The sequence below is a fragment of the Herpetosiphon sp. genome, from assembly GCF_003512625.1.
Taxonomy (GTDB): Bacteria; Chloroflexota; Chloroflexia; order Chloroflexales; family Herpetosiphonaceae; genus Herpetosiphon; species Herpetosiphon aurantiacus.
Genome location: NZ_DOPT01000063.1, coordinates 26,730 through 39,495, shown reverse-complemented (window position 1 = coordinate 39,495; position 12,766 = coordinate 26,730). Strand labels below are relative to the sequence as shown.

The window sequence follows — 12,766 nt, the reverse complement described above, 5'->3', positions numbered from 1 at the left end:
CGACCGTATCAGCGCAACGATCAGCCGACCAAACCGATGCCGCGCGAAAGCCAGTCGCAGCAGCGTCCGATTCAGCGCGAGCAACAACCAGCGCGACCGTATCAGCGCAACGATCAGCCGACCAAACCGATGCCGCGCGAAATTCAGCCGCCACAGCGCCCGCTTCAACCTGAGCAACGGCCAGTACAGCCAAACTTGGCCGAGCCAGTGCGGCCATATCAACGTAATGAGCAACCAGCCAAGCCCGTGGAAGCCACTGCTGATCCACAGACAATGCTTGAAAAAGCGCGGCGTTTACGTGAGCAACGCGAAGCCGAAGCCCGCGTAGCGCAGCCAATCACGCGGCCAAGCACCAATCAAGCCGCCGAGCCAAGCGAATCGCGCTTCAAACAAGGCGATCGGGTGCATTGCGTGCCCTACGGCGAGGGCGTGGTGCAAAAAACGCGCATCCGCGATGGCCGTGAGCTATTGCTGGTACAATTTCCAGAGCTAGGTGATCTACGGGTTGATCCAGCAGTCAATGCTGTACGCATCCTACGCCCTGAGATTCAAGCCGAAGACGACGAATAATTCAATCTGTGACGACGAAGCCACTCACCGTGACCAGCATTGTGCTGATCGCGGTAGCTTTGTTGGTCGCGAATAAAGGATACAACAATGCAATCACCCAACGAAGCTCAATTGATGGAAACTTGGGCACGCCAAGCAGGAGCCTATGCCCTCGATATTTTTCATGATTACAATGCAGCCGCGCCACGCCGCAAAGCTGATAACTCGTGGGTAACCGAGGTTGATGAAACAATTGAACAGATGCTGCGCCAACACATTGCTCAAGCCTTTCCCGATGATCTGATTATGGGCGAAGAGGGCGGCGGCCAAGCCAGCAACAGCGGGCGGATTTGGGTGCTTGATCCAATTGATGGCACTGGTTCGTTTGTTAAGCGTTTGCCAGTGTGGTGCGTTTCGATTGGCTTGTTGGTCGATGGCTATCCAGCGGCTGGCTGCGTGTATTTGCCAGTGCTCGATGAATGTTATTTGGCGGGATTAACTGGTGATGCAACCCTCAACGGCCAAATCATCAACGCCGAAAACCCAGATTTTCTCGATAGCCAATCGTGGATGGCTGTGCCATCGAATGCCCATCGTCGCTACAAAATTAGCTATCCAGGTAAAACTCGCTCACTTGGCAGCACGGCCGCCAATGTTTGCTATGTGGCTAGTAGCCGCGCGTGTGCCGCAATTTTGGGCAACGCCAGCTTGTGGGATATTGCCGGAGCATGGCCAATTTTAGAGCGGGCTGGTGGTAAGCTATCAACATTTTCGGGCGGGCCATTCGATTGGCAGCGTTTTTACCAAGGCGCATCGGCCAACGAGCCATTATTTGCTGCCAGCAACAACAATTATGCCAATATGCGGGCAATGATCGACTTGGCTCAAGGCGCAATTTAATCAGCAGCTTTGATCGCACCATGGTATCATAGGCCAGATTAAAGCCACCTCAGCGAAGGAACCAACTGATGGCTGATGTAACTCAGTTTGTGCGGCCTGATATTGCGGCGCTCGAAGCCTATACTCCGATTCAACCATTCGATGTGCTTAGCGAACAATTGGGCATTCCAATTGAGCACATTATTAAACTTGATGCCAATGAAAATCCTTACGGGCCAGCGCCCAGCGTTGCCGAAGCACTGCGCGATTGCCCGTTTTATGCAATTTATCCCGACCCTGATCAAACCCGTTTGCGGCGAGCAATTAGCCCATTTATTGGCCAGCCAATTGAACGAATTTTATGTGGCAATGGCTCAGATGAAATTATCGATCTGTTGATGCGAGTGCTGGTGCAGCCCAACGATGTGGTCATTGCCTGCCCACCAACCTTTGGCATGTATAGCTTCAATACTGGCGTGGTTGGCGGGCGGTTTGTGGCAGTGCCACGCGATGACAACTTCGATGTCGATATCGAGGCGCTGGCCGATGCAGTGCTAGAGCATCAGGCCAAAATGGTGTTTTTGCCCTCGCCCAACAATCCAACTGGCAACCTTTTAGCCCGTGAACACGTCCTACGGCTATTGAAATTGCCAACAATGCTCGTGTTGGACGAAGCCTACGCCGAGTTTAGTTCGGGGAGTGTCGCCGATTTGGTTGGGCACTATCCCAATTTGGTCGTGTTACGCACCTTTTCCAAATGGGCTGGTTTAGCGGGGTTGCGCTTGGGCTATGGGCTAATTCCCGAGTGGTTGATTACCCACCTGTGGAAAATCAAGCAGCCCTACAATACCAATGTCGCAGCTGAGGTCGCGGTGTTGCAATCGTTGGCCGAAACCGAGGCGCTTAATGCCCGCGCCAAAATTATGGTTGCTGAGCGAGAACGTCTATTTGCTGCCTTGCAAACAATCGACGGCCTTACGCCATTTCCATCGCAGGCAAATTTTATTCTGTGTCGGGTTGAGCGTGGCGATGCCGCCCAACTCAAAGCCGACCTTGCCAAACGGGGAATTTTGCTGCGCTACTATCGCAACCCAGAGCTTGCCAATTGTATTCGGGTGAGTATTGGCCTACCAGAACATCATGATGCCTTGCTTGCAGCGTTAGCCGATTTGGGTTATCGCTAAATTGCATTGACATCAAGGAACGCGGCGTGCTATCGTTGCCACAGAGTCTCATGATTGTGGAGTGATCGTTGTATGATTGCTTGTCCTGTCTGTAATGCGACCAACCAAACAGGTGCCTTATTTTGTGAAATGTGTGGCCATCGTTTGCCAACCGTGGCGGCGGCGGTAACCCCACCGCGTGCGGTTGCCGGTGGCGTTCAATGCCCAACCTGCAAGCATATTGCTACACCTGGCGAGGCTTTTTGTGATGAATGTGGTACGCCGTTGAATGTTGGGGTTGCCGCTGCCCCCGCTGTGCCAGTTGCTCCCGCCCCAATTGCACCAAGTGTGCAGCCCGCGCCGCAGCCCAGTTATCCTGCACCGCAACCGATTGCCAATGCAGCACCAAGCTGCCCAAGCTGTCGCGCGGCGGTTATTCCTGGCGAGGCTTTTTGCGATAACTGTGGTGCTTCGTTATTGGCGGGTGCACCTGCTGCTCCAGCCGCTCGGCCAGTTGCGCCAGCGCCCGTGCAGCCAAGCTATGCGCCGCCAGTCCAAGCTGCTCCGGTTGTGCCAGCAGCACCAGTTTACATGCCACCACCAGCGCCAGTTGTGCCAAAGCCACCTGTGGCAGCGCCCGTTGCTCCGGCAGCGGTTGGCATTCAATCGTTGGCGGGGTTTGTGCTGGTAACGGCGGCAGGCACACGCATCAATTTGCCAGCCAAAGCCGAGATTGTGGTAGGCCGCGAAGATGCTGTCTCGAATAATTATCCTGATGTTGATTTAAACCCCCATAATGGCTTGGCCGATGGCGTTGGCCGTCGTCATGCCCGAATTTTTGTGCGGGCTGGCGTGGTGCAACTTGAAGATTTGGATAGCACCAACGGAACAACCGTGAATAAACAACGGCTCCAAGCTCGCCAAGTAGTTAATTTAAATGTTGGCGATGAAATTCGCCTTGGACGATGTGTGTTGCAATGGCAACGCTAGTGTGATGTAGCAGTTATGAGTGGACAGGCCACGTTTCAACAAGGACGCTACCAAGTACGCAACGAGCTTTTTCGCGATGAATGCGGCGTAATGTATTTGGCGGTCGATGGCAAGATGGCAGGCCGCGAGGTTGCCTTGCGCCAACTCAATGATGGTGTTTTAGATGCAACCTCGTTGCAACGCTTGGCGCAGTTAAACCAAGCAGCCTTGCCCTCGGTCTATGATTTATTCGAGGAGCATGGCCAGCGCTATTTGGTGTTGGAATATCCGCGTGGCCAAACCTTGGCCGATGTAGCGCTTGGGCCGCGTTTGCGCGAGGGCGTGGTGCTGGCTTGGGCCAAGCAAATTGCCGAAGGCTTGCGCTATTTGCATAGCCAAGGCTTTGTGCATGGCGATATTCAGCCGCAAAATATCGTGCTGCAAGATGGCCGCCGCATTAAATTGCTTGGTGGTTTGCCCGCTGGCTGCCCCAAAAATGCTGGTTCGCGCTATGCTGCGCCCGAAATTTGGAGCGGCGCGACGGCCACGCCAGCCTCAGATATTTATGCTTTGGGCGCAACGCTGCACCACTTGCTGACTGGCACTGACCCCAACACCCAGCCCTTGATGGCCTTTGCTCCACCTGATGTGCGACGGCCTGATCTTTCGCCAGCAGTTTCGCATGCGATTGTCAAAGCCCTGAGCCAACAACCACAACAACGCTTTGCTAATATCGAGCAATTTGTGGTTGCCTTGAGCCAAACCAGCAGCACCCACGAATCGGCGGGCGATTTGCCAGTAATTGGTTTTACGCCTTCGATTTTGCCTAGCACACCAGCCGATGGCCCAACTCAACGCTATGTGCCCTCGGAAAGCTCGCCAATTCCAGTGCCGCCAGGGCGTGGCTCTACCGCTCAATATGATCAGGCGATGCTTGAGCAATTGCTCATACCTGATCGCGATGTTGGGCCAGCGCCTTCAATTTTGCCCAAACGCCCAGCCCAGCAAAATAGTCGGGCTGGGTTGATTGTGCTAGGGGTGTTTATTGGCTTGGCCTTATTAGCGGGCGCATGGCTATTATTCAAGCCCAAGAGCAACGTCTTTGTTAATGCCACACAGGTCGCCAACAATGGCTTGCCAACTGTTACCCGTGATGAAGGGATTTTGCTAAGCGATAGTGCCAAAACTGCCACCGCTTTGGCTGCAATTCCGCCTCCAACCCAAATTCCAACCCTCGATGTGCCACGGGCGACCGCTGATGCGATTCAAACATTTACCGTTGCAACCCAATTAGCCTTTGATGATGCGCTTGATGCCCGCTATCAGCGTGGTATGGCCTACGAAGAAACTGGTCAATATGGCTTGGCCTTGAGCGAATACGATGAAATCTTGCGCCAAGACCCAACCTACAAAGATACTCAGGCCCGTCGCGACCGAATTAAGATTTTTCTTGATGCCACGGCCACCGCTGGCCCGCAACAAACCACGATTGCTGGCGGCACGGCAACCGCTGTCGCTCAACCAAGCCCAACTGCTTTGCCAGCTACCCCAACTGCCACGCCGATTGGCCAAATCGTTGGCGATAGCTTCGATGGCAGCACACTTGACCCGCGTTTGTGGGCTGGCGAAACTCGTGATGGCACAATTCAATTAACCAATGGCGAATTGCAACTCGCGGCAACTAGTGCCACCTGCTATCCAGTCGTGCGAACGATCACCGATACGCTGTTTCCGGTCAACAACTTTACCTTGAGCGTGACCTTCCGCTACTCCGATGTCACAGCCTTGGGCACAGGCTTTATGCTGGCGGATGCTATGGCTACGCCCTGTGGCGATACCGATCGGGCGGGGACAAGTTGGGGCGGCATTTGGCAAGACGGAACTCAAGGGCTGATCGTCGAATTCCATCGCGATCAAACGGCTGATAACGAATTGAAAGATATTCGCTTGCCCTACAGCAACGGCCAAATTGATACCACCGAACATACCTTGATCATTCAACAGCGGAATGGTCAGCAAACCTTCATTCTTGATGGCAACGTGCTATTCACCGAACAAGCTGGCGCTCAGCCGCAAGTACTTTGGTTTGGCAATCCAAGCCGTACCGCAATTGCCTCACCGTGGACCGTGCTAAATATTCTGAGTGTTGATCTGCGCGAAGAGCCATAGCCACATTTTACCTACAAGCCCCTTGCCTAGCGCTGGCAAGGGGCTTTTTTGATCGATACGGCGGCATATAGGTAAAATATTCCTTTTCAGCTAACTATAACGATGAATTAAGCTGCAGAAATTTGGGCTAGCCTGACCATTTAAACTATATTTTGATGAATGAATCGACTATAATAGCAATGTTATGGTTAAGTAGCTGTGTGGTGAGGCAATTGGCATGTTGAAAAGTGGCACAATTATTCAGGATCGCTACACGATTGTGCGGCCCTTAGGCAGCGGCGGCTTTGGGGCGGTCTTTTTGGCCACCGATGGTCGCTTGGGGCAGCGCAATGTGGCGATTAAATATTTTGCTACTGCCCATATGCGCCCCGATGAACTCGATTCGTTGGCGCATTTGTTTCAGCAAGAAGCTCATACGTTGGCCAGTTTGAGTCACCCCAATCTCGCTCCGGTGCTTGATTATTTTGCGGTTGATGATGGTTGGATGTTGGTGATGGGCTATGTGCCAGGCGAGTCGTTATCGGCCTTGCAAAAACGGCTCAACGGCCCCTTCGGCGAGCAACAGGTGATCGATTGGGCGATTGAGTTGTGCCATGTGTTGGAATATTTGCATAACCAACGCCCACCACTAATTTTCCGCGATCTCAAGCCTGCCAATATTATGCGTACTCCCGAAGGCAAAGTTATTTTGATCGATTTTGGGATTGTGCGGCGCTTCAAAGAGGGTCAGCATCAAGATACGATTCAAATTGGCACGCCTGGCTATGCGCCACCTGAGCAATATGGTGGCCAAACCGAGCCACGCTCCGATTTATATAGCCTTGGCTCGACGATGTATGTGTTATTGACCAACGAGCGCGTGACCAGTGGCTTGCGTTTGCCGCCCGTTAGCCAAAGTGTAGAGTGGGTTTCGCCAGCGCTTGATGATTTGATTACCCAGTTAACCTCGCTGCATATTGATCAACGGCCTGCTTCGGCGGCGGCTGTGCGTGCCGAATTGGAGCGAATTCGCGACACGCCAATTGTGCCAATCGCCGATCCTTTTGCGATTGTGCCGCAAGCCGCGCCCTACCGCAATGCCGAAGCCCCAACGCGGGTCAATCCACAGGTGCAACAACAGCAAAGCTATGGGCATGCCAGCGTTACGCCCCAGCCAATTCAAGCAAATCCACAGCCTGAGTTTAGCCCACGCAAAGCTCAGATTTGGCCTTGGCTACTGCTGTTTGTCCTGTTGTTTGGTGGTGGCGGGGCGTGCTGGTGGTATCTAAATCGCTCAAGCACGCCAGATCAACCGCTCGTCGTGCCAACTTTGCCTAGTGCTTTGCCCGATAGTGCCGAGGGCGATTTGATTATTTCCTCGCGCGAAGGCAACAGTGGCGCATATAATTTGCTCAGTTTGGATATTCCAACTGGTGCAGTGAGCGAAGTTGTGCCGCATCACGATGATAATGCAATTGCCTCACGGCGGCGGAGCGATGGCCGCGTGGCCTACTCGCATGGAGTTGATGGGCTTGAGCAGATTTTTACGATTAGCGCTAATGGCAGTGATGAGCAGCAATTGACCAGCGCTCCAGGCGAAAGCCGTGCCCCCCGTTGGTCGCCTGATGGTAGTAAAATTGCCTTCGAAAGCGACCGTGATCACAGCAATAACAATAGTTTTGATATTTATATTATGGATGCTGATGGCTCGAATGTGCAGCGGGTGACGGCGGAAGGCGGTTGGCAAGGCGGCCCCGCCTGGTCGCCCGATGGCACAAAGCTGGCGTTTCATAGCCAAACCAGCGGCCTCTATGAAATTGTGGTGCTCGATTTGACCACCAACAAGCAATATTTGTTAGCTAGCGTCGATGATAGTGCTTTTTGGGCCGATTGGTCGCCTGATGGTCAGACGATTGCCTTTATGACTGGTGATAACGATAGCCGCACCAAAATTTACACCGTGCCAACTAGCGGCGGCGAACCACGCGAGCTAACCAACCTTGGCACTGGCAAAAATCGTTGGCCGCGTTGGTCGCCGGATGGGCGTTATTTGGCCTTCGAAAGTTATCGCAACGATCATTGGGGCATTTATCTGCAACATTTGGCAACTGGCAAGGTTGAAGCACTCTCCGATGGCACGCGCCACGATCGCTGGCCATCATGGTAATGCGTTTATAATAGCGATTGGGGAAACGAAACCACGAAGAACACGAAGAGCACGAAGGACGTGGCTATTGGCTATAATTCTATGCTCTATGTTCTATGTTCTTTATTTACTGACCCCTACTTAAAACTATGCGCGAACGTTATCGGTTTGTCGAACAACTTGGAAAAGGTGGTTTTGCCACCGTTTGGCTTGCCTACGATCAACAGATCGGTGGGCTATGTGCGGTTAAGCAAAGTATTGCTGCCGAATCCGAAGTTGTCGAGATGCTCGAAGCCGAAGCCACTATTTTGGCGGGCCTCGCCCATCCGTCGTTGCCGCGTATTCGCGATCATTTTGTGCACGAAGGCCGTGCCTGTGTCGTGATGGATTATATCGAGGGTGTTGACCTGAGTGTGTTGCTGGCAACCGAGCACGATGGAATTGCGCCCAAACGGGTGGTTGAATGGGCACAGCAATTGTGTACTGCGGTGCAATATATTCACACCCTGCCCCAACCTGTGTTGCACCGCGATATCAAGCCATCGAATATCAAGCTCACGCCTGATGGTCGCTTGGTCTTGATTGATTTTGGAATCGCCCGCGACCTCAAGGTTTCGAGCTTGGGTTTGCGACGAGCGGTGACTGCTGGTTATTCGCCGCCAGAGCAATATCGCGGCCAAACCGATGCGCGTTCGGATATTTATGCCCTGACAGCGACGATTTATGCCTTATTGACTGGGCGTGCGCCGTTGGCAGCTCCCGCGCGGTTGATTGGCGAAAGCTTGCCTGCGCCATCGGCCTTGCGCCCCAGTTTGCCTAGCGCCTTAGATCAGCCGTTGTTACGTGGGCTGGCTATAGAGCCAGAAGCGCGTCAGCAATCGGCAGGTCAGTTGGCCTTGGAATTGATGACTGCTTGGCGTTCGGTGCAGCCAGCTAGTCCCAAATTGCCCAATATCCGTACCAAACCATTGATTCAAGCCCGCACTTGGCGACATTGGTTGGGTTTAGGTTTGGTTGGCAGCCTTAGTTTGGGTGGCTTTAGTGCAACGATTTGGAGCTTGCTCAATCAACAAAATGCGGCTGAGGCCTCGCCCAATTGGCAAACCTATTTTCCAGCCTTGTTGAATAATAGTGCAACTTCGGCTCCGTTGCTCACGCCAACCCCCGCGCCAACCAGCACACCCGCGCCAACTGCTACGCCCGCCCCAACTTCGACCATTCAGCCGTTGATTGCTGGATTAACTGGCTATTTCTTTGTGGGCATGCGCGAAGAGGATGGCGATTATCAAATTTATCGAATTCCGGCGATGGGCGGCGAACCGCAGCAATTAACCACACTTGGCTCAAATTATGGTGGGGTGGTGTCGCCTGATGGTAGGCAAATCGCCTTTACCTCTGAGCGCGATGGCCGCGAACAAGTCTATGTGATGAAGGTTGATGGCAGCGATCAGCGGCGCGTGACCAATGATCCTGGGCGTTGCGAATACCCAAGTTGGTCGCCTGATGGCAAACAGTTGGCCTATGCCCATCGGCGGCTTGATGATCTTAAGGAAAATAGTTCAACTATTTATATCCAAGCGCTTGATCAAACCGAGGGCCAGCAATTAACCAAAATGTGGGGCACAATGCCAACCTGGGGCCAGCAAGGAATTGTGTTCACCAGCCGCGATATTGTTGAGAATATCGAGCAACTTGGTCTTGCCATTATTCAGCCCGATGGTAGCGGCTTGAAAATTATCAACCCAACCCGCGACCGCGACGAACATTATGCCGAATGGTCGCCTGATGGCAAATCTATCGCCTATGTGGCTGGTGATAGTCAGCGCACAATTACCCGCCAAATTTGGGTCATGAACGCCGATGGCTCCAATCCGCATCCGCTGACCAAGGGGCTTGGTGGGGTAACTCAGCCGCGTTGGTCGCCCGATGGCAAATGGATTGTCTTTTTGGCGAAGTGGGGCATGCCCGACGATTTACAAAATAATCGTCCGCGCTTCAATGTGTGGGTTGTCTCAACCGAGGGCGGGCCAGCCAAGCCCTTTACAATCTCCGAGGCCAATAAATTTGGGCTAGGTTGGGGGCCACGCTAGGCTGCATCGGCCAAGGCGGCTGGATTGTAGGGCAAAGGTTCGCATACCAAAGCCAAGGGAAACGCCACATAAAAGGTTGTACCTTCTTCCTCGATGCTTTCAAAATAGATTGAACCATGGTTCATTTCGACGAGGGCTTTGGCGATCGATAAGCCTAAGCCTGTGCCACCTGCGGCGCGTGAAAGTGGATTATCGTTGCGAAAAAAACGCCCAAAAATGCGCGGCTGTTCGCGCAGCGAAATGCCAATCCCCGTATCGCGTACCACCACTAAGATATCATCGATCCGTTGTTGCACTTCAATTTGAATCTGGCCTTGCTCAGGGGTATATTTGATCGCATTGCTAATCAGGTGATGGCTAATTTGGCGAATATGCAGCGGGTCAAGGCTCAACAGCGGTAATTCATTCGGCAATAAACAATCTAATTGTAATTTTTTGCGTTCAGCGCGTGGCCGAAATTCATCAAGCACTGCGCTCAACACCTGGCGTAAATCAACAGGCTGCGGTGTATGCTCATTGCGTTGGGTTTCCAATCGCGCCAACTCAACCACATCGTTCATCAGCTCGGTTAGGCGTTGGATGTTGCGCCCGATGCCTTCGATGTAGCTAATTTCTTCGGCACTAAAATGCTCGGGGTTGCTCCACAATAGCATATCAGCAAAGCCACGAATACTGGTCAACGGCGAACGTAATTCATGGGCAGCCAAAGCCATAAAATCGCTGCGTAAGCGTTCGCTCTCGACGCGGGCACTAATATCTTGCAAAATTGCCACCGCCCCAATCCGCCGATCGTCGATCCAAATCGGGTTAGCACTGAGGCGATAGGTGCGGCCAGCAAAACAAACTCGTTCGGCAGGCTTGATATGCGGACGGCCAAGCGCTTGATCCAAGGCTGGTTGCACGGCTTCGAGCGCAGCATAAAAGCGCAAACTCAAATTAGGCTGTTCGTGGTTGGTTTGCAGGCGTTCAGCTTCGGCCATGGCAATAATATTGTAGGCAGCAGTATTGAGCAAAATAATCTGACCAAGCTGATCGCAAACAATCACGCCATCGTCGATTGCCGCCAAAATTGCCCGTTCGCGCTGGGTTTCGCGGCGCTGGGTATCGAGCAAGCTGGTAAAATGCTCGGCGGCCAAATTGATCGATTGCGCCAATTCGCCCAACTCATCAGTGCCTAGATTGGGTGCTCGCACACTTAAATCGGCGGTTGCTAGCACATCGACGACAGCAGTTAATTGCTGAATTGCGCGGCGTTTGCGTTGCAGCATCACGATTAAGCCAATGTGCAGCAGCAACCATAAAGCCCCAAGGCTGATCAAAAACCAATGCCACCAATCGAAACGCGCCAGCCAAAGGCCATAGCCAATCAGACCAAGCCCCAACATCCCAACGGCAATTGCCATCAGATAAACCAGCCGAATTAGCTGATTGAGCGCCAACCCACCGCGTGCGTGCAACTGCATAGCCATTCTCATTACTCAAATTGCCCAATGCTAGCAGCCCAAAGTTAAGCCTTGATTATGGTCATGTTTAAGCTATATTTTACATTTTGGGCAATATTGAGTATTGGCTAGATTCGAGTATTATTTAAGCCAAATGCAACCATCTGTTGATGGTATGGAGAGCCAAATCGATGAGCGAACAAAGCGATGCTCCCAAGCCAATTGTGATTAAACAAAAACGGGGATGTTTGGCCACCCTGGTGGGTTCGGCCTTGACGATTATTGTGAGTGCAGGGCTTGGGGCGGCCTTGGCGCTCTTGGTGATGTGGTATGGCCCGCGCAATTTTGGGGTTAGCTTTCCCGATAGCACTGGGCGGATCGCTGCGCTTGAACAAGCCCAACAAACCGCAATCATCCAACAAACTGATCAGGCGGCGACCTTGCGGGGCTTAGCCGATTTGCGTGGCTCGGTCGATGGCTTGCGCGAGCGGGTGCAAACGATTGAGAGCAAACTCAATACCCGCGAAACCGACCTTGATAGCTTGCAAAAACAAATCGACTCGAATCTTGATGCCTTATTGGCGATTCAATCGCGACTGAATGAGCTTGAATCGATTCCTGCCAATGCGGCCTTGACCAATCGGCTTGATAGCGTTGAACAAGATTTAGCCAGCATTGGCAGTACTTTGGAGCGGCTACGAATCGCTTTAGGGGCGACTGCGCCAACCGCTAGCCCACAACCAACCGCTACCCCAACTCGTTAAGGAGCCAACTATGCCTCAACAACAATCGATTGTTCGCTCAGTGCGCAGTAATCGCCATACAACCACGATCGATATCGGTGTGATCGGTCAAATTGTTCAGTCGGTCAGCGGTTCGATTGAAGGCATTTATGAAACCCAACTTGAAAGCGCCGAGCTTGTCGCTGAAGGTCGGGCTGAAAACGAACCAAAATCGAATGAGGAGCCGCAAACCCGTTTTGATGAGCGAGCGAGCATTGTCTTGCATCTCAAATTAATTCCGTTTATCAATGAAGCGTTACCGCCAATCGTCAATGCGCTGCGCAAACGGGTGATCGAAAGCATTCAGCAATATACCGAGTTGAATGTTCACGCTGTGCATATTCATATTGCTGGTTTGTGGTATCGCTAAAAGAGCATAGAACATAGAACATAGAGCGTAAAACATAAAACATAGATGGAATGGTTTATGAGGTTGGCAACCGTCATTGTTCCCTCACCCCCTAGCCCCATCTCCCGCACGCGAGGCGAGGGGGAAACACTCCAGGCATGCGCCCCTCGCCCGCCGCAGTGGGCGAGGGGTTGGGGGTGAGGGAATGTTGTCCGTTGTTTATGCAATGAACCATTACAGATAGAACAT

General features: G+C 52.7%; 9 protein-coding genes and 1 pseudogene. 9 read left to right on the top strand and 1 reads right to left on the bottom strand.

Features of this window, described 5'->3' with window-relative positions; genetic code table 11:
* From DEF47_RS14465 to DEF47_RS14435, 7 genes and pseudogenes are all read left to right on the top strand, one after another.
* Positions 1 to 570: pseudogene (locus DEF47_RS14465) on the top strand (hypothetical protein); the annotation flags it as partial.
* 87 nt (positions 571 to 657) lie between these two features.
* Entirely contained in the window at positions 658 to 1,449 is a 792-nt protein-coding gene (locus DEF47_RS14460) for an inositol monophosphatase family protein (RefSeq protein WP_012192058.1), read from the top strand.
* 68 nt (positions 1,450 to 1,517) lie between these two features.
* Positions 1,518 to 2,612 (top strand): histidinol-phosphate transaminase, encoded by a 1,095-nt coding sequence (gene hisC, locus DEF47_RS14455; RefSeq protein WP_012192057.1) that lies wholly within the window; start codon positions 1,518 to 1,520, stop codon positions 2,610 to 2,612.
* A gap of 72 nt (positions 2,613 to 2,684) precedes the next feature.
* Positions 2,685 to 3,581, top strand: a complete 897-nt coding sequence (locus DEF47_RS14450) for a double zinc ribbon and FHA domain-containing protein (protein ID WP_012192056.1) — start codon at positions 2,685 to 2,687, stop codon at positions 3,579 to 3,581.
* Positions 3,582 to 3,596: 15 nt separating this feature from the next.
* Positions 3,597 to 5,729 carry a protein kinase domain-containing protein gene (locus tag DEF47_RS14445; protein ID WP_012192055.1) on the top strand — a complete coding sequence of 711 codons (2,133 nt, stop codon included), beginning with the start codon at positions 3,597 to 3,599 and terminating at the stop codon, positions 5,727 to 5,729.
* A gap of 217 nt (positions 5,730 to 5,946) precedes the next feature.
* Positions 5,947 to 7,875 (top strand): protein kinase domain-containing protein, encoded by a 1,929-nt coding sequence (locus DEF47_RS14440; protein WP_012192054.1) that lies wholly within the window; start codon positions 5,947 to 5,949, stop codon positions 7,873 to 7,875.
* 128 nt (positions 7,876 to 8,003) lie between these two features.
* Complete coding sequence (locus tag DEF47_RS14435) at positions 8,004 to 9,944, top strand: protein kinase domain-containing protein (protein WP_012192053.1); 1,941 nt, start codon at positions 8,004 to 8,006, stop codon at positions 9,942 to 9,944.
* Here the strand turns inward: DEF47_RS14435 and DEF47_RS14430 are convergent.
* On the bottom strand, positions 9,941 to 11,407 hold the full coding sequence (locus DEF47_RS14430) for a HAMP domain-containing sensor histidine kinase (protein ID WP_041304908.1): 1,467 nt from the start codon (positions 11,405 to 11,407) through the stop codon (positions 9,941 to 9,943). The genes DEF47_RS14435 and DEF47_RS14430 overlap by 4 nt on opposite strands.
* A 170-nt stretch (positions 11,408 to 11,577) precedes the next feature.
* Here DEF47_RS14430 and DEF47_RS14425 point away from each other — a divergent pair, with 170 nt between their 5' ends.
* Entirely contained in the window at positions 11,578 to 12,150 is a 573-nt protein-coding gene (locus DEF47_RS14425) for a hypothetical protein (protein WP_012192051.1), read from the top strand.
* A 10-nt stretch (positions 12,151 to 12,160) separates the two neighbouring features.
* Positions 12,161 to 12,538, top strand: coding sequence for an Asp23/Gls24 family envelope stress response protein (locus DEF47_RS14420; RefSeq protein WP_012192050.1), 378 nt, complete (start codon positions 12,161 to 12,163; stop codon positions 12,536 to 12,538).
* The last annotated feature ends 228 nt before the right edge of the window (positions 12,539 to 12,766 follow it).

Coding starts and splice junctions, on each gene's coding strand:
- DEF47_RS14440 (WP_012192054.1), top strand. CDS start 5,947: ATGTTGAAAAGTGGCACAATTATTCAGGATCGCTACACGATTGTGCGG.
- DEF47_RS14460 (WP_012192058.1), top strand. CDS start 658: ATGCAATCACCCAACGAAGCTCAATTGATGGAAACTTGGGCACGCCAA.
- DEF47_RS14420 (WP_012192050.1), top strand. CDS start 12,161: ATGCCTCAACAACAATCGATTGTTCGCTCAGTGCGCAGTAATCGCCAT.
- DEF47_RS14445 (WP_012192055.1), top strand. CDS start 3,597: ATGAGTGGACAGGCCACGTTTCAACAAGGACGCTACCAAGTACGCAAC.
- DEF47_RS14425 (WP_012192051.1), top strand. CDS start 11,578: ATGAGCGAACAAAGCGATGCTCCCAAGCCAATTGTGATTAAACAAAAA.
- hisC (WP_012192057.1), top strand. CDS start 1,518: ATGGCTGATGTAACTCAGTTTGTGCGGCCTGATATTGCGGCGCTCGAA.
- DEF47_RS14450 (WP_012192056.1), top strand. CDS start 2,685: ATGATTGCTTGTCCTGTCTGTAATGCGACCAACCAAACAGGTGCCTTA.
- DEF47_RS14430 (WP_041304908.1), bottom strand. CDS start 11,407: ATGCAGTTGCACGCACGCGGTGGGTTGGCGCTCAATCAGCTAATTCGG.
- DEF47_RS14435 (WP_012192053.1), top strand. CDS start 8,004: ATGCGCGAACGTTATCGGTTTGTCGAACAACTTGGAAAAGGTGGTTTT.